This is a genomic window from Nocardioides panaciterrulae (assembly GCF_013409645.1).
Taxonomy (GTDB): domain Bacteria; phylum Actinomycetota; class Actinomycetes; order Propionibacteriales; family Nocardioidaceae; genus Nocardioides; species Nocardioides panaciterrulae.
Window position 1 is genome coordinate 3,465,828 of record NZ_JACCBG010000001.1, and the last position, 22,151, is coordinate 3,487,978.

The window sequence follows — 22,151 nt, forward strand, 5'->3', positions numbered from 1 at the left end:
GTAGCCGACCGGTCGTACTGCCCGCGCGGCTCAGCGTCGGAGCCGGAGGCCGGCAAGTCCGCCGTCGACCGTGAGCCCCACGCCCGTCGTCGAGCCCGCGGTCGGGCGAGCGAGATAGGCGATCGCCTCGGCGACCTCATCGGCGCCGACCAGCCGGCCGTGCGGCTGGCGGGCTTCCAGTGCCCTTCTCTCGGCGGCCGGGTCGTCCGCTCGGTCGAGCAGCCGACCCACCCACGGGGTGTTGGCGGTCCCGGGGCTGACCCAACAGACCCGGACCCCGTCGTGGACCAGGTCAGCCGCCATCGCTCGCGAGGCGGCGACCAGCGCGCCCTTGCTCGCGCTGTAGAGGACGCGATCCGGCAGCCCGACGTCCGCCGCCACCGACGCGGTGTTCACGATGACTGCCGACGGGGAACGACGCAGATGCGGGAGGGCCGCACGGCTGACTCGCACCATCCCGAGCAGGTTCACGTCGAGCACCCGGTGCCACTCGACGAGATCGTTGGTCTCCACGGTGCCCTGAGCACCGATCCCGGCGTTGTTGACCACCACGTCGAGCCGGCCGAGCCTGGCGACGACGGTCTGGACGGCGTCGGCGACGCCAGCCTCGTCCGTGACGTCCAGGGGCACCGAGGGTCCCCTCGGGAGCATCGCCCACTTCGAGGTCGAGCACCGCGACGCTCGCCCCCAGCTCCTGCATCCGGACCGCGGTCGCCGCGCCGATGCCGGAGGCGCCCCCGGTGACGAGGGCCACCAGACCGCCGAGCTCACTCACCGGAGACCACCTCCTGACGCTGACGCCCCAGACCGTCGATGGCCAGCTCGACCACGTCGCCCTCGCCGAGGTAGGGAAAGCGGCCCGACAACGCCACGCCCTCCGGCGTCCCGGTCAACACGAGGAACTGCATCGGCATCAACGTCGACCTCACCAACACGGCCCCGCTGGTCCGCACCGGCGGCGCCACGCTGGACGTGAGCCTGCCGACGTGCGTGGCCTGGCGGCACGATCCGATCGGGAAGGACACCGACCCGCCCACTCACCTGGCGCTGTGCGGCGGCGACTCCGACAACGACGGCTGGGACGACGAGGCCGACTGCGCGCCCTACGACTCCAGCATCAACCCCGGAGCCGTGGACGTACCCAACGACGGCATCGACCAGAACTGCGACGGCCACGACCTGGTCGTGGGCACCGGCGTCATCCAGGTCACGCTGCTGTGGAACAACGACGACGACCTGGACCTGCACGTCACCGACCCTGGCGGCACCCGCATCTGGTATGGGAACACCGGGCCGACGGCCACCGGCGGCCGCCTGGACCGGGACGACAACGTCTTCGTGTGCGGCTACGACTCCGAGCCTGGCGGCGTGGAGAACACTGTGTGGGACGACGGCGCCAGCCCGTTGCACGGCACATACACGGTGGAGGTGTACGAGTATCACCGGTGCGCGGAGCCGGCGAACTGGACAGTCCAGATCCGCGTCGACGGCACACTGGTGAAGACAGAGAACGGATCGGGGTATGGCCGAGTCGAGTTCGACTACTGAACGGCCCCGCATGGCGGGCTGGGGATGGCTGGCGCTGCTGGCCATCCCCGGCTGGCTGCTGTGGATCACCGGGGTGGGGTACAGCGTCGTGAAGACGTGCGTCGAGGGGACGGACACCGGGGTGCCCGCGAACACGCCCGCCGAGAAGCAGGTCTGCCACGACCAGGCACCTGCCGCCTTAGCGCCGTTCCGGGGCGTCCGGTTCGGCACCGACGCCCTGACCGGGGAATTCGTGGTCGGCGGCCTGATCGCTGCCGTCCTCTTCGCCGTCGTCGTGGTGCTCCTCGCCCGCCGCGCCGGTCGACGCCGCGTGCACACGTAGCCATAGCTCGAGACGGACCCGCAACTGCAGCGGCGGGTCGCCGGGGGCAAGCCCCTCGGCGCCCCGCCGTGGACGCGTGGTTGGTGCGCTCACGGGCGTCAGCGACCACAGTGGCCACCGTGCGCCCCGACGACGCGATTACATCAGCTGAGCAAAGTGACCTGCGTGCGGCTCAAAGTCTCCGGCGGCGGGCTGGCACTGGCAACTGTCCTCGGTGTTTGTTCGGTGCAGGATGGCCATGCGCGGGGCTGGCATGGGGCGCCATCTTGACCCTTGACTCGTGCCAGTTGCCTGCATGCCGCAGACGTAAGTGCCGGGACCGAGAGCCTTGCGCTTTGGGGTGTGTCAGCGTCCGGACATCGGCTGCTTGAGTGCGCTTCGGTCTCAATAGGGACACACCCAGTCAGGCCGCCGCGGCGGCGCTGAGCGCGGCCAGCCGGGCGAGCCGGCCGCGGGCGGGCTCGGGGACCAGTGGTGCCCATCGCTCCCAGGCCGCGCGGTGCGCCGGGGCCACCAGCAGGCGCCCTGCCTCCGCGAAGCCGTGCGGGTTCACCACCGCGGCGGCGACGTAGGGCGCATGCTCGTCGGTCCCGAACGAGCCCTCGGCCGCCGCGCGCAGGACGCGGTAGGCCGCGCGGCCGATCTCGTCGCGCCCCTGGGCGAGCTGGCGGAGGGTGCTGGCCAGCGCGTCCGGTGGGGTGCCGCGCTCGAGCAGCTGCAGGCTCGGCACGTCGGTGACCAGCTCGCGGTCCTCGGACCGCAGCAGCGAGCGGTCGAGACGGCCCTCGGCGAACGCGGTCTCGAGCGCGGTGATCCAGGCGCCGCGCCGGTCTCCGGTCGAGGCCTGGAGTGCGGTCTGCGCGTCGACGGGCAGCGGGCGCGTGTCGAACATCAGCGCGGGCGTGGTGCCGCTGGGCACCAGCCGGCCGATCAGCCAGCCGTCGGCGTCGGCGAGCAGCCCGGCGCCGAGGTCGAGCAGCTGCACGGAGTGGCCGTCGGCGAGGTCGCGGACGACCAGCCCGTCGGGCCCGGTGGAGAGGACCCGGAACCCGCCGACCCGGGCGCCGACCCACTCCCGCGCCAGCGCGCAACCGTCCGCGAGCCGGCCGCCGGCCAGCGTGTTGAGGAACCGCTCCAGCCCGTCGAGCTCGAAGGTGCAGATCTGGTGGTAGGCCCAGTCCTCCCCCTGGACCCCGGAGACCAGCCGGATCGGGTCGGCGCCGGTGTCGAAGGCGTGCCTCATCTGCTCGGCGTAGAACATCCGCAGGGTGTAGTCGAGCGCCGACCGGGTCGACTCCCGACAGCTGGTGCCGGCGTCCTCGACGCGGGTGCACTGGTAGGCGGCCCAGCGGGCCCACAGCCACGGCGTCATCTCCGCGGACAGGTCGACCAGCTGGGCCAGCACCACCCGGTGCGCGCTGCGCCGGAACATCGGCACGCCCTGGTGGTACTCCAGCGCGGTCTCCGCGTCGCCGGCCCGCTCGGCCGCCAGCGCGCTGGCGACGAACGCGTCGTACTCACGGGTCATCAGGTCGCTGATCCGCGGGCCGCGACCGAAGCCTCGGCTCGGGCCGGACGGGGACGAGGGTCTCGGGTCGGTCATGCCGCCGAGACAACGCCCTCGACCGGGGCCCCGACAAGACCGATTTCCCGCGCCTGTGGAGAACTCAGCCGCGAAGGACGAGCCGGCGGCGGGCCCTACTTCCAGTGCCAGCTGGCGAGGATGGCGTCGGCGATCGCCGCCTGGTCGGCCGCCGACCGCCTCGTCTCGAGGTCGAGGGAGACCTCGTAGTCCGCGTGGATACCGACGTAGTAGTCCGCCCTCTTCCCGCCCCCGATCGGACCACTGAGGTGCACCATCCGCTGGCCGTCGACGAAGACGGGCTGCTCGACCCGGGGCTTGCGCGACCAGCCGTAGTCACGATCGGCCTCGCTGATCAATCGCCGGTCACTGACCGACGCGCCGAAGGCGGGGACGACGTTGAACGCGGCCGCGCCGCCGTCCGGGGCGAAGCCGACGATCGCGGCGGAGATCATGCTGCGCAGGTGCCACCTCGCCGGGACGTGGGCCGTGAAGACGTCGCTGCTGACCTCCTTGCCGTCGGCGGGCGCGGTCGCCGAGGGCGACCCGGACGGGGATCCCGACCCGGGCGCGGGCGTCGAGGAAGCCCCGTCGGACGCGCCCCCGCTCGTGGCGGCTCCCGCGGTGGTCCCGAGGGCCCCGCCGTCGCTGCACCCGGTCAGCCCCGTGACGAGCGTGGCCAGGAGCGAGCCGATGAGCAAGCCGTTGCGGCAGCGCCCCGAGCGCGATGTCGTCGTCACGAGTCCCCCTGTGTTGACTTGGTCGCCCGATCGTAGCCGTGGCCCGCGACCCACCGCGCCGTCGTCGACCGGCCGTCAGCCGAGGATCGCCCGCGCCCGCCGGGGAGGCTCGACCTTGGGTCGAACCGGTCGGGACCCGAGTCGGGCGAGCGTCAGGGCAGCATCCAGTGCGGATGCGTGTGGTCGCCCTTGCACACGTAGCGACGGCCGCGCGCGTCCCACCCGCTGTCGCCGTAGCTCGCCTGAGGGCAGAACTCGCCACCGCGGATGCACGTGCCCGACGAGGTCTGGGTGCACGAGTGGTGGGCGCCCGCGTGGTGGTGGTGGCGGTGATGATGGTGGCGCGCTGCCAGCGAGTGGGTCGGCTGAGCGACGGCGGGACCGGCGGCCGTCAGCCCCATGACGGTGGCGGCAATCGCCACGAGGATCCGCTTCTTCATGGTGGCCCTTCTCAGTTGACGTGCGACCCGGTGTCGCACGTAGCAGGAGGGAGCCTCGACGCCACTTCCAGCGGCATGACCGAGTCGCGGGCCGCAGTCGCCGTGGCACCTGAACGCCACGGCCGAAGTCCCCTCGTCGGCGGCCCACAGAAGGTCTCGGTCGTGCGCAGCCGCTTCTTGAGCGCAGACGCTGCCGATCAAGGCATCCGCCGGCGACCGTCAGCCGAGGATCGCCCGGGCCCGCCGGGCCATGGCCGCATCGACCATCGATCCGTCGCTCAGCGTGGCCACGCCGGTCGACGACAGCGCCGCCAGGACGTCGTTGGCCCACGCGACCTCCGCGGGCGACGGCTCGAAGACCGACCGGATCACCGGTACCTGCGCGGGGTGGACCGCGGTGCGTCCCCGCATGCCCAGCCGCCGCCCGCGCCGGCACGACTCGGCCAGCCCGTCGAGGTCCCGCAGCGCCGGATAGGCCGCCATCATCGGCGCCGGCAGGCCGGCCGCGGCGGTCGCGACGACGACCCGCGACCGGATCCAGCCGAACGCCTCGTCGCCGTCCATGCCGAGCTCGGCGGCCAGGTCGGCCTCTCCCAGCGACAGCGTGCGCACCGCCGGATGGCGGGCGATGGCCAGGGCGTTCTCCACGCCGGCCGCCGACTCGAGGATCGCGTGCACCCTCCGGTCCGCCACCGGCTCGAGGTCGGCGAGCGACTCCACCTTGGGCAGCCGCAGGTCGACCTGCGCGGGCAGCGTCGCCAGGTCGAACCAGAGCTCCGCGGAGTGCGCGCTGTTCACCCGCACCTGCAGCTCCCCGGCGTACGCCGTGGTCGCGAGCCACTGCCCGACCGCGGCCCGGGCCGCCGGCTTGTCCTCGGCCGCGACCGAGTCCTCGAGGTCCAGGATCACGCCGGCGCCGGTCGCCGCCGCCTTGTCGAACCGGTCGGGACGCGAGCCCGGCACGTAGAGCAGCACCACGCTCACACCGCACCTGCCTCTCGCAGCCGGGCGATCTCCGCGGCGGACAGGCCCGCCTCGGCCAGCACCTCGTCGGTGTCGGCGCCCGGGTGCCGGCCGGTCCAGCGCACCTCGCCGGGGGTCTCGGAGAGCCGGAAGAGCACGTTCTGCATCACCAGCGGGCCCAGGTCGGCGTCCTCGACGGTCAGGGCCGTGCCGCGGGCCTGGTACTGCGGGTCGGCGAGCACGCCCCGCACGTCGTAGATCGGGCCGACCGCGGCCTCGGCCTCCTCGAAGGCGCGCACGACCTGCTCGCGGCTGCGCTCGGCGATCCAGCCCCCGACCGCCTCGTCGAGCTCGTCGGCGTGCTCGGCCCGCTGACCGCCGGATGCGAACCACGGCTGCTCGATCAGGTCCGCGCGGCCGACCATCCGCAGCACCCGTTCGGCGATGCTCTGCGAGCTCGTCGAGACCGCCACCCACTCACCGTCACCGGTCCGGTAGACGTTGCGCGGCGCGTTGTTCACCGACCGGTTGCCGGTGCGCGGCTGCACGTAGCCGAGCTGGTCGTAGCCGGTCAGCGGCGCGCCGAGCATCATCAGGATCGGCTCGATGATCGCCAGGTCCACCACCTGGCCGCGGCCGGTCTCGTCGCGGTGTCGCAGCGCGGCCAGCACCGCGTACGCGGTCGCCAGGCCGGCGATCCCGTCGGCGAGCCCGAACGGCGGCAGCGTGGGCGGCCCGTCCGGCTCACCGGTGATGGCGGCGAAGCCGCTCATCGCCTCGGCCAGCGACCCGAAGCCGGGCCGACCCGCGTAGGGACCGTCCTGGCCGAAGGCGGTCACCCGGGCGACCACCAGCCGCGGGTTGAGCTCCAGCAGCGTCTCGGGGTCCAGGCCCCAGCGCTCCAGCGTGCCGGGCCGGAAGTTCTCGACCAGCACGTCCGCGGTGGCCAGCAGCCGCTTCATGGCCGCGGCACCCTCGGGGTTCTTCAGGTCGAGCGTGACCGTCCGCTTGTTGCGGCCCAGGGTCTTCCACCACAGCCCGATGCCGTCCTTGACCTGGCCGTGCCCGCGGGCGGCGTCGGGCCGGCGCGGGTGCTCGACCTTGATCACGTCGGCGCCGAAGTCGCCGAGGTGGGTCGCGGCCAGCGGGCCGGCAAAGAGCGTGGCCGCGTCCACGACGCGCAGCCCCGCCAGAGGTCCGGTCATCGGTCCACCCTTCCGTCGAACAGCCAGGTCAGGCCCTCGACCGTGGCCTGCTGCCACAGGTCCCAGTCGTGGCCGCCGGCCAGCACCCGCAGCGTCGACTCGATGCCGGGCGTCTCCCGGGCGGCGCGGTGGACCTGCGCGGCCTGCAGGCACAGGTCCTCGTCCGCACCCGCCGCGACGAACAGCCGGGCGACCCGGTCCGGCGGCCAGGCGGCGAGCAGTCCGCGGTGGCCCAGCGCCCGGTAGACGTCGGCGTCGAAGACCAGGTCGCCGTGGCCGTACGCGCCGGACTGCTGGGTGGAGCTGCCGGCCGGCGGCAGCGGGTCGTACGCCGCGGGGCTCAGCGCGAGGCCGCCGGAGAACATCTCGGGATGCGCGAGCAGCAGCCGCAGCGCCCCGGCCCCGCCCATCGAGACGCCCCCGACGAGCCGGTGCGTCCGGTCCGCGGCGACCGGGTAGGTCGCCTCGACGTGCGCGACCAGGTCGCGGGTGAGCGCGGTCTCGACCGGGCGGCCGGGGGGCTGCCCGGTGAACGCGCTGTCGACGTAGAAGCCGGCGCGCTCCGACCACGGCGCGTCGGGCATCACCACCACCAGCGGCGGGATCGCGCCGGTGTCGACGAGCCGGTCCAGGAGCGGGAGCAGCGGCAGCCAGTCGTCCATCGACCCGTCGCGTCCGTGCAGCAGGTAGAGGCACGTGCGGCCGCGCCGGTCCGCGCGCGGGGTCAGCACCCGGTAGCGGATCTCCTCCCTCAGCACGGGCGACCACACGATCCCGGTGGCGGCCCGGGTGGCCACGAGGTTCATGCGTGGTCCTCGACGAGGTCGACCGCGCAGCGGAAGCCGAGGCACTCCGAGCGGCCGGTGCCGGCCTGGGTGAGCAGGAACCGCACCGACCAGTCGGGGTCGCGCGGGCCGCCGTCGACGTACCACTCCGAGCCTTCGGCGGCGAACCAGGAGCCGCCCTTCAGCACCACCCAGCGGGTGCGCCCGTCCCGGTGCTCGCTCTCGGTCCAGCTCCACACCAGGGGCTCGCCGCGGCGCCAGCCCGGCTCGCCGGCGGCGGCCTGCCACTCGTCCTCGGTGGGCAGCCGGGCGTGCCGCCACCGGGCGTACGCCCGGGCGTCCTCGAGGTCGACGTAGCGGACCGGCTCGCGGCCGGTGCCGGGCGCGGGCGCGCCGTCGACCCAGTGCGCCAGGAACCGGTTCGGCTCCGCGGGGCGGTAGCCGGTCTCGGCGAGGAACACCGCGAACTCGTCGTTGGTGACCTCCGTGGCGTCGACGGCCACGGCGCCGAGCGTGACCCGGCGGCGGTCCTCGCGGAGCTGGTGCAGCCGGGGCGGCAGCGGCTTCCAGTCCGCGACGTACGGCGCGGTCTCGTAGAGGCCGGTCTCGCGCTGGCGCCAGGTGACCGGCAGCGTGCGCTCGCCGGGCTGGACTCGCACGGCGTCGGCCGCCGGCCGTCCCGTCGCCCGGTCCGGCGTCACCCGCACCGGCGCGGGGCGATCGAGCGGCCGGGTCGGGGCCGGGTCGGCGGCGTTGTCGGTCACCAGCGCGGCCAGCCCGGCCGGCGGCTCGGCGCCGGTCGGCACCCGCACCAGCCCGGCCACCCCGAGCGCGGGCACGGTGCCGTCCCCGACGACCACGTGGGCGGCGCCGGGGCCGTCGGCGAGCAGCGGGCCGTCGTAGGTGGCGCCGGTGGGGTTGGCCAGCGTGTGCAGCTCGACCCCGTCGCGGGTCCAGCGGGAGCCGAAGACGCCGGCGGCCGTGGCGTCGGGGTGCAGGTCGGTCAACGGCTCCCACTCCCCCTCGGTGAACCACGCCTCGAGCGCGCGGTAGGTCGCCCGCATCCGGCGCAGCGTGTGCCGGTCGCGGTGCTCCCAGTCCACGCGCACGCCGAAGACCACGTCCCACAGCAGCACGCCGGCGCCGTTGACCCACGCCGAGCGGAGCTCGTCGCGGTGGTCGCGGTTCCAGCGCCGGGTGTGGTGCATCATGTGCCGCTGCTCGAACCAGCGCGCCCGCAGCACGCCGGGCACCGGGCTGTCGGCGAACCACTGCGCCCACGACGCCTGGTGGTCGACGATCCGCGCGAGCGGCACCCGGGACTCCCCCTCGAGCACCGGCCGCGGCCGCAGGGCCGCCATCGTCGAGAGCAGCTCCGGGTCGCCCTCCTTGAGGGTGTCGAGGAAGACGCCGTCCACGCCGAGGGACGCCACCAGCTCGGCGAGGCGGGCGGCATCGGAGCGCTCGGTGCGGCGGGTGCCGGTGTCCCAGGGGTTGTAGTCCAGGAAGACCCTCACGCCCCGCTCGTGCAGGTCCGCGACGAGCGCGTCGAGCCCGGGCACGTCGTACCAGTCGAACTGGTTGCGCGGGTCGACGCCGATGACCGGGTAGGCGTGCCAGAGCACGACCGCGTCCAGGCCACCCACGTCGGCGTACGTGGCGAGCAGCCGCTCGGCGTCGAAGCGCTCGCGGTCCCAGTCCCGGACCGCCTCGTCCCACAGCCAGACCACGGCGACGTTCCACGCCGTGCTCGCCCAGCGGCCGGCGGGGTCGGCGTAGACGCCGTCGTCGTACGACGTGCGCTCGCGGGCCTCGGCGCGCCAGCGGTGCAGCGCGGCCCGCCAGGCCGGCCGGTCGGCGGGGTCGTCGGGCGCCGCGAGGATCTTGGCCTCGTCGAGCACCGACAGGTCGGCGTCCGGCTCGAGCGGCACCGCGGCGGGCCGATCGATCGGTCGGGCCGCGTAGGGGTCGCGCGGCTCCGCGTTCGGGATCATCGGGAGGCCTTCTGGTCGAGGTGCGCGGCGGCGCGCGCGTGGATCTGGGCGGCGGTGGGGATCGACGGAACGGCGCCGGCGGCCTCGACCGCCAGGGCGCCGGCGACGACCGCGCGGGCCGCCGCGGCGTCGAGGTCCGCGCCCGCGGCCAGGGTGGCGCCGAGCACGCCGGTGAACGTGTCCCCGGCTCCGGTGGTGTCCACGACGTCGGCCGGGACACCGGCGACCCGCCGCGCGCCGGCCGGGTCGGCGAGCAGCGCGCCGTCCGCGCCCAGCGTCACCACCACCGAGCCGACCAGCTCGAGCAGGACGGCGGCGGCCGCCGCCGGGTCGGCGCGGCCGGACAGCTGCCGGGCCTCGTGCTCGTTGACGACCAGCACGTCGACGCAGGCGAGCAGCTCGGCCGGCAGCGACGCCGCGGGGGCGGCGTTGAGCAGCACCGGCACGCCCGCCTCGCGCGCGAGCCCGAAGCCCTCGGTGAGGGCGGCCAGCGGCGTCTCGAGCTGGGCGAGGAGTACGCCGGCGGCCGCGATCACCGCCCGTTCCGCCTCGAGCAGCCGCTCGACGGTCGCGTTGGCGCCGCTGTCCACGACGATCGCGTTCTCGCCGTCGGGCCGGACCATGATCCAGGCGGTGCCGCTGGCGCCGGGCACCCGGCGGACCAGCGCGGTGTCGATGCCGGCGTCGGCGGCCGCGCGCAGCAGCAGGTGGGCCGCGTCGTCGTCGCCCACCGCGCCGACCAGCGCCGTGCGGGCGCCGGCCCGCGCGGCGGCGACGGCCTGGTTGAGCCCCTTGCCGCCGGCCCGGGCCTCCCGGCCGGTGGAGAGCACGGTCTCCCCGGGCGCGGGGATGGCGGTGACCGTCGAGACCAGGTCGAGGTTGGCGCTGCCCAGCACCACGACCTCGTGGCCGGTCACCGGGCGGGCTCCTGCTCGGGGACCAGCGCCAGCGTGCGCTCGGCGAGGGTGTCCAGCCCGATGCCGTCGAAGCCGGGCAGGCTGGTGGCGACCCGGTTGCGCAGCGGCGCGATCCAGCGGGTCGGCAGGGCCGCGGCCCCGGCCAGCGCGCCGCAGACCGAGCCGACGGTCGCGCCGTTGGAGTCGGTGTCCCAGCCGCCGGTGACGACCGTGGTGATGGCGGTGGTGAACTCCCCGCCGCTGACGGTCAGCGCGTAGGCCACCAGCGCGGCGTTGTTGAGCACGTGCACCCAGTGCAGGTGGCCGTACGCCTCGGACAGCCGGTCGAGGGCCTGCTCGGTCGACAGCCCGGAGCGGCCGAGGTCGACGCCGAAGGAGATGGCCGCGGCGTAGCGGCTCTGCGGCGGCACCACCGCCAGCCCGGCGGCGAGCACCTCGTCGACGTGGTCGGCGACGAGGGCCTCGGCGCAGGCGGCGGCGGCGAACATCGCGCCGTAGACGCCGTTGCGGACGTGGCTGAGCCCGGCGTCGGTCCAGGCCAGCCGGGCCGCCGCCACCGGGTCGCCGGGGTTGACCCAACCGTAGACGTCGGCGCGGATCTGCGCGCCGATCCACTCCCGGAACGGGTTGTGCCGGGTGGCGGTGCGCGGGGCGCGGTCGCCGAGCAGCAGGTTGCGGTAGGCGACCCGCTCGGCGGTGAACACCCGGCCGCCGGGCAGGTTCGCCAGCCAGGCGTCCGCGACGTCGTCGGTGGTGAAGCCGGTGCCGAGCCGCTCGACGAGGTCGAGCGCGAGCATCGGGAAGTTCAGGTCGTCGTCCTCGGGCATCCCGGCGATGTTCTCGGCGAGGCTGGTCGGCGCGGAGCGCCGGTTCCACGGCCACCGGGCGGCCACCTCCGCGGGCAGCCCGACGGCGGTGAACCAGTCATCGAGCGGCCAGCGGCCCTGGCTCCGCAGGATCTCCCGGATGCCGTGGCGCGGGATCTTCTCCACCGGCTTGCCGAGCAGGCACCCCGCGGCCCGCCCCTGCCAGGCCCCCAGCATCCGGTCGGCCAGCGCCCGGTCGGCCAGCACTGCCGCCCCCTCGGACTCCTGGCCGGAGCCCTGCCCGGAACTCTGGCGGGGACCCTGGCCGGACCCGGCACCGAGGATCTCCTCGAGCCCGTCCGGCTCCCGCCCCGCGAGCCCGGGGTCCCCGGGCAGCCCCTCGAGCTCGTCGAGCAGCTGCCGCGCCAGCGCGCGCAGCGACTCGTCGCCCTCCTGCGCCAGGCCGGTGACCGGCGCGGTGGCCTGCCCGCCGGCGGCCAGCCAGCGGGCGCGGACCTCGGCGACGTCCTTGCCGTCCTCCGCGCTCGCGACCAGCTCGTGCGCGAGCAGGTCGGGCGGCTGCACCCAGGTGAGCCGGCTCATCGAGCGACGTCCTCCCGCACGGTCCGGTCGGCGCCGGCGACGTCGCCGGCCCCGGTCAGCGCCGTACGCCGGGCCTCGCGCAGCCGCGCTCGCTCCGCATCCTTGACGAAGACCTCGCGGGCGACCCCCGCGATGGTCCGGCCGGCCGGCTCCAGCGGGGTCCGGCTGGCCTCGGCGACCGTGGTCGCCCAGTCCGAGCGGACCGAGCCGTGACCGCCGAGCGCCCCGCAGATGGCGCCGGCCATGCTGGCGATCGAGTCGGCGTCGCGGCCGTAGTTGACCCCGCCCAGCACCGCGGCCTCGTAGTCGCCGTCGGCGACCAGCACCATGCCGAGCGCGACCGGGAGCTCCTCGATGGCCTTGGTCCGGCTGGGCCGGCGGGCGTCCATCTCGGGCTCGCGGTAGCGCGGCCCGACGGTGTCGAAGGGCTCGATCGCGGCGCGGAGCACCGGGATCGCCTCCCGCCAGTCCGAGACCGTGACGGCGGCCGAGGCGACCGCCTCGATCGCGGCCCGGGTGCCGTCCTGGGCGAGCGCCAGCGCCTCGTCGACCACCGACCGGGCGGTGGCGCCGGGCGTGAACGCCGCCGCGACCGCGGCCGCCAGCACGCCGGCGGCCTCCCGGCCGAAGCTGGACTGGTGGGCCGAGGCGATCTCGATCGCCTCGGCGTAGGCACCGGCCGGGTCGGCCGCGTTGACCACCCCGACCGGCGCGATGTACATCGCCGCTCCGCAGTTCACGATGTTGCCGACGCCGGCCTCGCGCGGGTCCACGTGGCCGTAGTGCAGCCTGGCCACCAACCACTTCTCGGCGAGGAAGATCCGCTGGAGCAGCAGCGCCTCGGACTCCAGCTCCGGGATCCAGCGGCGTTCGCCGATCAGCAGCGGCACCAGGTCCGCGGCGATCGCGTACGCGTCGAGGTGGTCGCGCCGCTGGGCGTAGACGTCGACCAGCGCGTGGGTCATCAAGGTGTCGTCGGTGATGTGACCGTCGCCCTTGTGGTACGGCGCGATCGGCCGGGCGTCCCGCCAGTCGGCGTTGTACGGCGGGACGATGCCGGTGACCCAGCCGTCGTACCGCTGGCGGATCTGCTCGGTGGTCCAGCCCTCGGTGGCGCCCCCGAGGGCGTCACCGACGGCCGAGCCCACCAGGGTCCCGAGCGCCTTGTCGAGCAGCGGGTCGAGCGCCTGGTCGAGCGGCGGGTCGATCAGGGAGTCGTGCAGCGTCACGCTGCTTCCTTCCGTCGTGCGGGTGCGTGTGCGGACCGGGGGGACTACTGGTTGACCTGGTCCCAGCCGTCCTCGAGGTCCTTGGCCAGCTCGTCGGAGGAGATGTCGTCGGCGAGGAACTTCTGGAAGGCCGGCGTGGCGATCTGGTCCTTCCACTGCGGGTAGTTCGTGACCGACTGGTACGGCGCGGCCTTCAGGTACTGCCGGGCGGCCAGGATGGTGTCCCAGCCGTTCTCGCCGTTCGTGTCCTGCGCGACCTGGTCGGCGGCGGTGGACGAGGCGGGGATCAGCCAGTCGCCCTCGGCGACCTTGGCCAGGTTCTGCGCCTGCATGTAGTAGTCGACGAACTCCGAGGCTCCGGCGACGTCCTTGCTCTGCGCGGAGACCGAGAGCGTCTGGGGGTTGGCCGACTGCTCGGCGGTGTCCGCGGCCAGCAGCGGCATCGCGACCCAGTGCAGGTTCTTCGGTGCGGACTCCGCGAGCGTCTGGGCGCTGTAGGAGCCCTGCACGGTCATCGCGTACTTGCCCTTGAGGAAGCCGGTCATCACGTCGGAGCCGGCCTGGGTCAGCGTGACCGGGTCGAGGGACTTGTCGTCGTAGGCCATCGAGTGGATGTGCTCGGGCAGCGCGAGCTCGGCGTCGCCGACGTGCACGGTGGCGTCGGTGCCGGTGCCGTCGAAGTAGGTGGCGCCGAAGTTCATGCCCATGCTCATCATCGTCGCGGTCGGCGAGCCGAGCCCCCAGCCGACGCCGTACACGCCGTTCTTGGTGGTCGCCTTGGCCGCGGCCTGGAAGTCGTCCCACGACCAGGTGTCGCCGGTGGGCATCTGCACCCCGGCCTTGTCGAGGAGGTCCTTGTTGGCGAAGACCACGTAGGCCTGCAGCAGCGTGGGCGCGGCGATGACCTTGCCGTCGACCGTGACGGTGTCCCAGATGTCCTGCGAGACGGCGCTCTTCACGTCGTCGGAGAGCGAGCCGGAGAGGTCGGCGAGGTAGCCCTGGTTGGCGAACTGGGTGGTGGCGGCCGACTCGTACTGGATGATGTCGGGCGCGGTGCCGCCCTGGAACTGGGTGACCAGCTGGTCCTGCACGGAGTCCCAGCTGCCCTGGACGTACTTCACCTGGGTGTCGGGGTGGTCGGCGTTCCAGGAGTCGACGATGTCCTTGGTCGCCTTGATGGTCGAGTCCTGGAAGGCCAGGCTCTGGAAGCGCAGCGTCACCTTGCCTCCGCCGCTGCCGTCGCCGCTGCCACCCCCGCCGTTGTCGGTCGAGGTGGCGCACCCGGCGAGTGCCAGGGTGAGGACGGCCGAGAGCACGCCCACGGTCTTGCTGAGCTTCATCGGGGAAATCCCTTTCTTCGGTGGTGCGGTGAGTGGGGTGTCAGCCCTTGACGGCTCCGGAGAGCAGTCCCGAGGTCAGTCGGCGCTGGATCAGCGCGAAGAACAGCAGGCTGGGGATGGTGGCGAGGAGCGAGGCGGCGGCGAGCGCCCCGAGCTGGACCTGGCCCTCGGCGCCGACGAACCGCGAGAGCGTGAGCGGCAGCGTGACCTTGTCGGGGGTCTGGATCAGGACCAGCGCGAAGAGGAACTCGTTCCACGAGGAGATGAACGCGAACAGCGCGGTCGCGACCACGCCGGGTCGCAGCAGCGGGAAGACGATGCTGCGCAGGATCCGCAGGCGGCTGGCGCCGTCGATCGCCGCGGCCTCCTCCAGCTCGCGCGGGATGTTGGAGACGAAGCCGATCAGCATCCACAGGCAGAACGGCAGCGTGAAGACGACGTAGACGATCGTCAGGCCGGTCAACGAGTCCACGAGGTGGAACTGCTTGAGGATCAGGAACAGCGGGATGATCACCAGGATCGTGGGGAAGACCTGACTGACCAGGACCCAGCCGAGGGTGACCGGCCGGAGCACGGTGCGGAAGCGGGCCAGGCCGTAGGCGGCCGGCAGGGCCAGCAGCACCGTGAGCACCGTGGTGGCGATCGCGACCTGGAGGCTGTTCAGCCCGGCCTGCAGGAGGTTCGCCTTGTGCACGGCGTCACTGAAGTTGCTCAGCGTGGGCGCGTCGGGGATCAGGGCGGCGCCGCCGAGCGCGATCTCCTTGGTGCTCTTGAACGCCGTCGAGACCAGCCAGAGCAGCGGGAAGCCGAGGAAGGCGACGTACGCCGCGAGCGCGACGTACTGCCCCGCCCGCCCGGCCGTGCTGGTGCGCCCGGAGCTCATCGCCGCTCCTCCTTCAGCCGGGAGCGGAGGTAGAACAGCAGCAGCCCGATGATCACGACCACCATCACGTTGCCCATGGCGGCCGCGATGCCGAAGTGGCCGTAGCGGAACGCCTCGTTGTAGGCGAACAGCGCCGGGACCATGGTCTTGCCGCCGGGGCCGCCGTTGGTCATCACGTAGATCAGGTCGAAGGTGTTGATGTTCCAGATGAAGTTCAGCGAGGTGATCGCGATGATCACCGGCTTCAGCTGGGGCAGCGTGATGTGCAGGAACCGCTTCCACGGGCTGGCCCCGTCGACCGCGCCGGCCTCGTGCAGGGAGTCGTCGACGCCCTGCAGCCCGGCGAGCAGGGTGATCGTGGTCTGCGGCATGCCGGCCCAGACGCCGACGACGATGACGGCCGGCAGCGCGGTGGTGAAGTCGCCCAGGAGGTTGAGCTGGCCGAAGCCGAGCGCTTGGGAGGCGCTGCTGATCGGTCCGGAGTTCGGGTCGAACATCAGCCGCCACATGATCCCGGTGACCACCGGCGGCATCGCCCACGGGATCAGCGAGAGCGTGCGGGCCAGCCAGCGCAGCCGGAGGTTCGCGTTGAGCAGCAGCGCCAGCCCCATGGCGGCGAGGAACTGCAGCACGGTGACCGACAGCGCCCAGATTAGGCCGATCTTGAACGAGCTCCAGAACAGCTCGTTGTGCATCAGGCGCTGGTAGTTCTCGAGGCCGGTGAATTGGGTGACCTGGTTGAGCCCGGCGTGGGAGTCGGTGAAGCCGAGGTAGATGCCCTGCAGCAGCGGGTAGACGCTGAACAACGCGATCGGGATCAGGGCCGGCAGCAGCAGCGGCCAGGCGTCGCCCTTGAGCCGGCCGGGCCGGCGGCCCCGGGGCTTGTCCGGCGCCGCGGCCGGCGCGGGGGGTGCGAGCTCGGTGGTGGTCATCGGCGCGCCGCGTCTCCCTTGCGCGAGGAGTCGCGCACGCTCAGCTGGGGCTGGACGGTGACCCGCTGCGGCTCCCGGTCGGCGTGGTCGAGCCGGTCGAGGAGCAGCCGGGCCGCCACCCGGCCGCGCTCGTGGGCGCCGAGGCCGACACTGGTCAGGCTGGGGCTGGTGACGCCGGCGAGCTCGGTGTCGTCCATGCCGACGACGGCGACGTCGTCGGGGATGCGCAGGTCACGCTCGGCGAGCACCTGCATGGTCGCGATCGCGAGCAGGTCGTTGCCGCCGAGGACGGCGTCGGGGGTGGTGCGGTCCAGCAGGGTCTCGGCGGCCTTGCGGCCCTCGGCCAGCGTGAAGTCGCCGGCCTCGACGCGCAGGTCGGCGCCGGGGTCGAGCCCGAGCGCCTGGGCGGTGCGCTCGAAGGCCTGGCGCCGGGCCTCACCGGGGACGGTGTCCTCGGGGCCGTTGACGAACGCGATCCGCCGGCAGCCCTGCTCGTGCAGGTGCTCCAGCGCGAGCCGGACTCCCCCGGCGGAGTTCGCGCGGACGTTGTCGACGGCGACGTCGGTCGGCACGGTGCCGATGACCACCAGCGGGTAGGTCACCTGCCGCAGCCGGGCCACGAGCCGGGCGTCCACGCGGACCGGGCTGAGCACCAGGCCGTCGGCGTACCCGCCCTCGAGGCTGTCGAGCAGCGCGAGGGTGTCGTCGGACCGGCCGCCGGTCGAGGAGACCAGCAGCCGGTAGCCGTGGGCGCGGGTCTCGTCCTCGATGGCGCGCATCATCTCGACGTAGACCGGGTTGCCGACGTCGGCGACGGCGAACGCGAGCTGCTGGGAGCGGCGCACCTTGAGGCTGCGGGCGAAGGCGTTGGGCCGGTAGCCGAGCTCGTCGACGGCCCGGTTGACCTTCTCCTTGACCGCGTCGCTGGCCGGCAGGCCGTTGAGCACGCGGGAGACGGAGGCGACCGAGACGCCGGCCAGCTCGGCCACGCGGGCGACCGTGGGGCGCTCTCCCGACATCATCCGCTCCGTTCCTGTAAACGATTACTGTAATCGTTTGCAGAGCGTGCCATGAGACGGCGGTCACGTCAACAGGTGACGGACGGCTCGGCGCCCGCGCACGGCCGCGCACGGCCGGGAGCGGCCGGGAGCTCGAGCGGGCGCAGGGGTGCTGGGGGCACCCGCGCGGTCAGCCGGGTGGGAGCTCCGGGGGGTCGGCCGGGGTCGCGAGCTCGTGGGCGGGTGCCCCGGCCCACTCGACCATGAGCAGCGTGGAGTCATCGGTGGTGGCTCCGCCGCGCTCGACCATCAGCAGGCGCGACATCCGGCGCACCGACTCCTGGAGCTTCACACCGTGGACCTCGACCCGTTCGAGGACCTCTCTCATGCGGGTGTCGCCGAACTCGATGCCGCCCTGGAGGCGCTCCTCGACGAGCCCATCGGTGTAGAACAGCACGCGGTCGCCGCGGAGCAGCATCCTCTCGGTCACGATCGGCGTGTCGCCGCCGAAGCCGACCGGCAGGGTGGTGGGGCTGTCCAGCTCGGCCACGATGCGACCGGCACGGAGCAACAGCGGCGGGGGGTGCCCCGCGTTGACCCACCGCAGCCGCCCCGACATCACGTCGAGGGCCGCCATCTGCGCGGTGGCGAACCGCTCCGGCCCGAACTGGTCCGCCACGGCGGAGTCCATGGCGGCGTACAGCTCGGAGAGCTCGACGTCCGCCCGCCTGGCGTGCCGGTAGGCGCCGATGGCGACGGTGCTCATCACGGCGGCACTCAGCCCGTGCCCCATGGCGTCGATCATGCACAGGTGCAGCGTGTCGTCGTTGAGCGCGTAGTCGAAGCTGTCGCCCGCCACGTCGTAGGCGGGCTCGAGGGCCCCGGCCACGGCCACCTGCGGGGTGGTCATCATCAGCGGCGGCAGCAGCTGCCACTGCATCTCGGCCGACAGACTCATCGGCTTGCGTCGACGCGCCTGGAAGAACCGGTCGGTGTACATGTTCTTGGTGACGATCATGTCCGCGACCAACCCCGCCAACCGGCGCACCAGCCGCCGATGGTGCTCGTCGACCCGGTCGAGGGTGAAGACGAGCACCCCGATCCGGTCGGTGCCGTCCAGCAGCGGCACGTACAGCCGGACCACGTCCCCCCAGGGCCGTTCCACGATCTCGTCGGTCTGGAAGGCCAGGCCGGCCAGCGAGTCGTCGATGGGCTGGTCCCCGCCCACCACCAGCTTCTCCCCGGGCAACGCCACCAAGGTCATCTGGTCGTAGTCCTGGAGCAGCACCGTCACGTCGCGACCACCGATCCGGGCCACCTCCTGCGCGATCAGGGGGGCGATCAGCTGCGGCGGCATGGTGTGGGCCCGGTCCAGCAGCGAGCCCAGCAGTCGCTCGCCGAACCCCTCGGCCCGGCTGTCCAGCGCGAGGTCATCCGGTCCTGGTCGCTCCTCAGGCATACCAAAGAGTACGTCCGGCCCTCAGCAGCAACCAGAACCGATATGTCCCGCCGCTCCCGGCCTCCCCGACCCCGGTGGCAACACGGAGCACAGCAGCCACGCCGGGTGCACCACGGCCCCCGCGATGGTCGAAGGGCGCGGGCCAGCTCGGCGCTGCAGGCGCGCTGTCAACGGCCGGCATTCGGAGTTCCGCAGTGCCTTGGTCACCTCAGGTGATAGGAACTTCCGGGGAGCTGACGGGAAGCTCGAGCGGGCAGAAAGTGAGGCCTTGATGGAGCCGGGACTCCACGAGAGTCTGCTGACCGCCAACCTCGACACCAGGCTCGCCGGCCTCAGCGGAGTCGAGGTCGAGCTGGCGGGCGTGGATCCCGCGGATGCGCCGCACGTCCTTGCGCGTCACATCTACGACGCCAGCCTTCGCGCACTCGAGCTCGTCAGGAATCCCGAGGAGCGGGTGCGCCGAGTCAACGCGCTGCTCTCGGTCCTGAGTGAATCCCCGGACGACGTCAGGCACCCCGCGCGTCAGCTCCTGAAGCTCACCCCACCGTCAGTCCCGGGATCGGTGCAGATCGAGCCCGTGCGGCCGAGCACTCCGCTGAGTGACGCGGCATTGCTGACGAACGCGAGGGATGAGCCGAGCCTCGGCGCCGAACTGCGCGCGGAGATCGACACCTCCGACGAGGTGGATCTGCTCTGCGCGTTCGTCAAGTGGCATGGCCTCCGGTTGCTCGAGCCGCAACTCAGCAGGCTCCTGCTGCGCCAGGCACCTCTGCGGGTGATCACGACGACGTACATGGGCGCCACGGAGCGCGCGGCCTTGGATCGGCTCGTCCGCGAGTTCGGCGCGCAGGTCAAGGTGCAGTACGACGCGCAACGCACCCGGCTGCACGCCAAGGCGTGGATGTTCCGGCGGCGCACGCGGTACGACACGGCGTACGTCGGCTCGTCGAACCTCTCGCGCGCGGCGCTCCTGGACGGTGTCGAGTGGAACGTGCGGCTCTCCCGCGTGGGCACCCCGGCGCTCCTGGAGAAGTTCGCCGCGACCTTCGACACCTACTGGAATGACACGAGCTTCGAGCTGTACGACCCCGATCGGGATCGTGACCGCCTCGACGATGCGTTGGCCGAGGCGTCGGGACGCACCCAGCACAACCGCATCACGATCTCGCTGGCCGGCCTCGAGGTGCGGCCGTTTCCCTATCAGCAGGAGATGCTCGACGCCATTGAGGCCGAGCGGGTCGTCCACGACCGCCATCGCAATCTGGTGGTCGCGGCCACGGGCACCGGCAAGACCGTCGTGGCGGCGCTCGACTATCGACGGCTGTGCGATCCGGCGACGGGCGACCGGCCCTCGCTGCTGTTTGTGGCGCACCGGCGCGAGATCCTCGAGCAGTCACTGCGCACCTACCGCGAGGTGCTGGCGGACGCGGACTTCGGTGAGCTCTACGTCGGCGGTGTTCGTCCGGAGCGCTGGCGCCACGTGTTCGCCAGCGTCCAGTCGCTGACGTCGTACGGGGTGCAGAACCTCCCGCCGGACGCCTTCGACGTGGTCGTGATCGACGAGTTCCATCACGCCCAGGCCACGACGTACCGCCGCCTGATCGAGTGGTTGCAGCCGCGCGAGCTCCTGGGCCTCACCGCGACACCCGAGCGCGCGGACGGCGTGGACGTGCGCGTCTTCTTCGACAACCGCACCGCCGCCGAGCTGCGACTCTGGGATGCCCTCGGGGCAGACCTGCTCTGCCCCTTCCACTACTTCACGATCGCCGACGGCACCGACCTGCGGCGGATCAGCTGGGCCAAGGGGCGCTACGACGAGAGCGAACTGTCCTCGGTCTACACCGGCAATCGGGCGCGGGCCGCGATCGTGCTGAATCAGCTGCGCGGCAAGGTGCTCGACCCGGGCGCGATGCGGGCCCTCGGGTTCTGCGTCAGCGTGGCCCACGCGGAGTTCATGGCGCAGGTCTTTGTCGAGGCGGGCATCCCGGCCCGCGCTGTCAGCGGCCAGACGCCTCAGCCGCAGCGGGAGGAGGCGCTTCGCGATCTTCGTGATCGGCGGGTCAACATCCTGTTCGCTGCCGACCTGTTCAACGAGGGCCTCGACCTACCCGACGTCGACACGGTGTTGTTCCTGCGACCCACGGAGAGCGCCACGGTCTTCCTGCAGCAGCTCGGCCGGGGCCTACGCCGGACCCGCACCAAAGCCGTGCTCACCGCCCTGGACTTCGTGGGCTACCACCGCAAGGAGTTCCGCTTCGACCTGAAGCTGCGCGCGCTCACCGGGCAGACCCGCCGCGGCCTGGAGCGCGAGATCGAACGAGGGTTCTCCTTCCTGCCCTCGGGCTGCCAGATCGTCATGGATCAGCAGTCCCAGCGGCTGATCCTCGACAACGTGCGGTCCCAGGTCGCCAGCCGCTGGTCGCAGCTGGTCTCGGAACTGCGGTCGTACGGCGATCAGGACCTGCCGACGTTCCTGCGTGAATCCGGGCTCGAGCTCGCCGATGTCCTCCGACAAGGCGGCCGGTCGTGGACGGAGCTGCGCCGCGACGCCGGCCTCGCCACCCGGGCAGGAACCGGCCACGAAGCGAAGCTGCTCAAGCGTTCGCGGGCGTTCGCTCATGTGGATGATCAACACCGGGCCGCCGAGTATGGCCGGCTGCTCGCGGACGACGCCGCGTCGTACGACGCCCTCTCCCCGAGCGAGCAGCGGATCGCGCGGATGCTGTTCTTCTCCGTTTGGCCCGATGGCGGCGGCCACGCGTCCTTCACGACGGGGCTCGCGGCGCTCCGTCGCGAGCAGGCCACTCGCGATGAGCTCCGGAGCGTGGTCGACGTGTCGTTCGAGAACGCCCGCCACCAGGCGCTGCGGCTCGACGGATCGCTGGCTGAGACCCCGCTGCGCGTGCACGCGCGCTACCAGCGCGAGGAGATCCTTGCGGCGCTGGACTACGCCGATCTCGAGCGGCGGCCGACCAGCGTGATGCAGGGTGTCGCCTACTCGAAGGCGTCCAACACCGACATCCTCTTTGTCACGCTGAAGAAGTCGGAGGCGGACTACTCCCCCACGACGATGTACCGCGACTACCCGATCAGTCCGACGCTGTTCCACTGGGAGTCGCAGTCGACGACGACCCTCGCCTCGCCCACCGGGCAGCGCTATCTGACGGGGGCGAGCACGGTGTTGCTGTTCGTGCGGGCGGAACAGAAGGACGAGTTCGGCACCGCGCCCTACCTGTTCCTCGGGCCCGCCGCCTACGAGTCCCACCTGGGTGAACGGCCCATCGCGATCACGTGGCGACTTGCGCATCCCATGCCCGCGGAGTTCTTCAACGCGGCCACGGTCGCGGCCAGCTGACCCAAGACCAGTGCCTCATTCCGCCCACTAAGACGCACCCGTTTGTGCTC

General features: G+C 72.8%; 20 protein-coding genes. 3 read left to right on the forward strand and 17 right to left on the reverse strand.

The genetic code is table 11. From position 1 onward, the window contains the following. Positions 1 to 30 precede the first annotated feature (30 nt). Both BJZ21_RS16485 and BJZ21_RS16490 read right to left on the reverse strand, forming a co-directional pair. Positions 31 to 630, reverse strand: a complete 600-nt coding sequence (locus BJZ21_RS16485) for an SDR family NAD(P)-dependent oxidoreductase (protein WP_343052182.1) — start codon at positions 628 to 630, stop codon at positions 31 to 33. A 137-nt stretch (positions 631 to 767) separates the two neighbouring features. Then, positions 768 to 908, reverse strand: a complete 141-nt coding sequence (locus BJZ21_RS16490) for a fumarylacetoacetate hydrolase family protein (RefSeq protein WP_246298518.1) — start codon at positions 906 to 908, stop codon at positions 768 to 770. Positions 909 to 972: 64 nt separating this feature from the next. Between BJZ21_RS16490 and BJZ21_RS16495 the strand changes: the two genes are divergently transcribed. Both BJZ21_RS16495 and BJZ21_RS16500 read left to right on the forward strand, forming a co-directional pair. Further along, positions 973 to 1,548: a MopE-related protein gene (locus BJZ21_RS16495; RefSeq protein WP_179664751.1), complete on the forward strand. Its 576-nt coding sequence runs from the start codon at positions 973 to 975 to the stop codon at positions 1,546 to 1,548. A gap of 10 nt (positions 1,549 to 1,558) precedes the next feature. Then, positions 1,559 to 1,870, forward strand: a complete 312-nt coding sequence (locus BJZ21_RS16500) for a hypothetical protein (protein ID WP_179664752.1) — start codon at positions 1,559 to 1,561, stop codon at positions 1,868 to 1,870. Positions 1,871 to 2,273: 403 nt separating this feature from the next. Here the strand turns inward: BJZ21_RS16500 and BJZ21_RS16505 are convergent, their stop codons facing one another. From BJZ21_RS16505 to BJZ21_RS16575, 15 genes are all read right to left on the reverse strand, one after another. Next, positions 2,274 to 3,473, reverse strand: a complete 1,200-nt coding sequence (locus tag BJZ21_RS16505) for a hypothetical protein (RefSeq protein ID WP_179664753.1) — start codon at positions 3,471 to 3,473, stop codon at positions 2,274 to 2,276. Positions 3,474 to 3,568: 95 nt separating this feature from the next. Continuing rightward, on the reverse strand, positions 3,569 to 4,192 hold the full coding sequence (locus tag BJZ21_RS16510; protein WP_179664754.1) for a hypothetical protein: 624 nt from the start codon (positions 4,190 to 4,192) through the stop codon (positions 3,569 to 3,571). A 152-nt stretch (positions 4,193 to 4,344) separates the two neighbouring features. Next, positions 4,345 to 4,632 carry a hypothetical protein gene (locus BJZ21_RS16515; RefSeq protein ID WP_179664755.1) on the reverse strand — a complete coding sequence of 96 codons (288 nt, stop codon included), beginning with the start codon at positions 4,630 to 4,632 and terminating at the stop codon, positions 4,345 to 4,347. A gap of 219 nt (positions 4,633 to 4,851) precedes the next feature. Then, positions 4,852 to 5,616, reverse strand: coding sequence for an aldolase/citrate lyase family protein (locus BJZ21_RS16520; protein ID WP_179664756.1), 765 nt, complete (start codon positions 5,614 to 5,616; stop codon positions 4,852 to 4,854). Beyond that, positions 5,613 to 6,800, reverse strand: coding sequence for a CaiB/BaiF CoA transferase family protein (locus BJZ21_RS16525; RefSeq protein ID WP_179664757.1), 1,188 nt, complete (start codon positions 6,798 to 6,800; stop codon positions 5,613 to 5,615). Before BJZ21_RS16525 ends, BJZ21_RS16520 begins: the two co-directional genes overlap by 4 nt. Then, the gene (locus BJZ21_RS16530) at positions 6,797 to 7,606 is read right to left on the reverse strand and encodes an alpha/beta hydrolase (protein ID WP_179664758.1); all 810 of its coding nucleotides are present in this window, start codon (positions 7,604 to 7,606) and stop codon (positions 6,797 to 6,799) included. Before BJZ21_RS16530 ends, BJZ21_RS16525 begins: the two co-directional genes overlap by 4 nt. Beyond that, positions 7,603 to 9,579 (reverse strand): SUMF1/EgtB/PvdO family nonheme iron enzyme, encoded by a 1,977-nt coding sequence (locus BJZ21_RS16535; protein WP_179664759.1) that lies wholly within the window; start codon positions 9,577 to 9,579, stop codon positions 7,603 to 7,605. The genes BJZ21_RS16530 and BJZ21_RS16535 overlap by 4 nt, the downstream gene beginning before the upstream one ends. After that, positions 9,576 to 10,496, reverse strand: coding sequence for a PfkB family carbohydrate kinase (locus BJZ21_RS16540; protein ID WP_179664760.1), 921 nt, complete (start codon positions 10,494 to 10,496; stop codon positions 9,576 to 9,578). Before BJZ21_RS16540 ends, BJZ21_RS16535 begins: the two co-directional genes overlap by 4 nt. Further along, the gene (locus BJZ21_RS16545) at positions 10,493 to 11,905 is read right to left on the reverse strand and encodes an ADP-ribosylglycohydrolase family protein (protein ID WP_179664761.1); all 1,413 of its coding nucleotides are present in this window, start codon (positions 11,903 to 11,905) and stop codon (positions 10,493 to 10,495) included. The genes BJZ21_RS16540 and BJZ21_RS16545 overlap by 4 nt, the downstream gene beginning before the upstream one ends. Beyond that, the gene (locus tag BJZ21_RS16550; protein ID WP_179664762.1) at positions 11,902 to 13,134 is read right to left on the reverse strand and encodes an ADP-ribosylglycohydrolase family protein; all 1,233 of its coding nucleotides are present in this window, start codon (positions 13,132 to 13,134) and stop codon (positions 11,902 to 11,904) included. The genes BJZ21_RS16545 and BJZ21_RS16550 overlap by 4 nt, the downstream gene beginning before the upstream one ends. Before the next feature lie 44 nt (positions 13,135 to 13,178). Continuing rightward, a complete protein-coding gene (locus BJZ21_RS16555; RefSeq protein WP_179664763.1) occupies positions 13,179 to 14,474 on the reverse strand; it encodes an ABC transporter substrate-binding protein in 1,296 nt (431 codons plus the stop codon). 40 nt (positions 14,475 to 14,514) lie between these two features. Continuing rightward, positions 14,515 to 15,357: a carbohydrate ABC transporter permease gene (locus tag BJZ21_RS16560; RefSeq protein ID WP_179664764.1), complete on the reverse strand. Its 843-nt coding sequence runs from the start codon at positions 15,355 to 15,357 to the stop codon at positions 14,515 to 14,517. Next, the gene (locus BJZ21_RS16565) at positions 15,354 to 16,289 is read right to left on the reverse strand and encodes a carbohydrate ABC transporter permease (protein ID WP_179664765.1); all 936 of its coding nucleotides are present in this window, start codon (positions 16,287 to 16,289) and stop codon (positions 15,354 to 15,356) included. Before BJZ21_RS16565 ends, BJZ21_RS16560 begins: the two co-directional genes overlap by 4 nt. Beyond that, complete coding sequence (locus tag BJZ21_RS16570; protein ID WP_343052183.1) at positions 16,286 to 17,278, reverse strand: LacI family DNA-binding transcriptional regulator; 993 nt, start codon at positions 17,276 to 17,278, stop codon at positions 16,286 to 16,288. The genes BJZ21_RS16565 and BJZ21_RS16570 overlap by 4 nt, the downstream gene beginning before the upstream one ends. Before the next feature lie 199 nt (positions 17,279 to 17,477). Then, positions 17,478 to 18,746 carry a PP2C family protein-serine/threonine phosphatase gene (locus BJZ21_RS16575; RefSeq protein ID WP_179664766.1) on the reverse strand — a complete coding sequence of 423 codons (1,269 nt, stop codon included), beginning with the start codon at positions 18,744 to 18,746 and terminating at the stop codon, positions 17,478 to 17,480. 271 nt (positions 18,747 to 19,017) lie between these two features. On the opposite strand from BJZ21_RS16575, the gene BJZ21_RS16580 reads away from it, so the two are divergent. Continuing rightward, positions 19,018 to 22,101: a DEAD/DEAH box helicase gene (locus BJZ21_RS16580; protein WP_179664767.1), complete on the forward strand. Its 3,084-nt coding sequence runs from the start codon at positions 19,018 to 19,020 to the stop codon at positions 22,099 to 22,101. Positions 22,102 to 22,151: the final 50 nt, after the last annotated feature.

Coding starts and splice junctions, on each gene's coding strand:
- BJZ21_RS16490 (WP_246298518.1), bottom strand. CDS start 908: ATGCAGTTCCTCGTGTTGACCGGGACGCCGGAGGGCGTGGCGTTGTCG.
- BJZ21_RS16500 (WP_179664752.1), top strand. CDS start 1,559: ATGGCGGGCTGGGGATGGCTGGCGCTGCTGGCCATCCCCGGCTGGCTG.
- BJZ21_RS16505 (WP_179664753.1), bottom strand. CDS start 3,473: ATGACCGACCCGAGACCCTCGTCCCCGTCCGGCCCGAGCCGAGGCTTC.
- BJZ21_RS16515 (WP_179664755.1), bottom strand. CDS start 4,632: ATGAAGAAGCGGATCCTCGTGGCGATTGCCGCCACCGTCATGGGGCTG.
- BJZ21_RS16525 (WP_179664757.1), bottom strand. CDS start 6,800: ATGACCGGACCTCTGGCGGGGCTGCGCGTCGTGGACGCGGCCACGCTC.
- BJZ21_RS16530 (WP_179664758.1), bottom strand. CDS start 7,606: ATGAACCTCGTGGCCACCCGGGCCGCCACCGGGATCGTGTGGTCGCCC.
- BJZ21_RS16535 (WP_179664759.1), bottom strand. CDS start 9,579: ATGATCCCGAACGCGGAGCCGCGCGACCCCTACGCGGCCCGACCGATC.
- BJZ21_RS16545 (WP_179664761.1), bottom strand. CDS start 11,905: ATGAGCCGGCTCACCTGGGTGCAGCCGCCCGACCTGCTCGCGCACGAG.
- BJZ21_RS16555 (WP_179664763.1), bottom strand. CDS start 14,474: ATGAAGCTCAGCAAGACCGTGGGCGTGCTCTCGGCCGTCCTCACCCTG.
- BJZ21_RS16560 (WP_179664764.1), bottom strand. CDS start 15,357: ATGAGCTCCGGGCGCACCAGCACGGCCGGGCGGGCGGGGCAGTACGTC.
- BJZ21_RS16565 (WP_179664765.1), bottom strand. CDS start 16,289: ATGACCACCACCGAGCTCGCACCCCCCGCGCCGGCCGCGGCGCCGGAC.
- BJZ21_RS16575 (WP_179664766.1), bottom strand. CDS start 18,746: ATGCCTGAGGAGCGACCAGGACCGGATGACCTCGCGCTGGACAGCCGG.
- BJZ21_RS16580 (WP_179664767.1), top strand. CDS start 19,018: ATGGAGCCGGGACTCCACGAGAGTCTGCTGACCGCCAACCTCGACACC.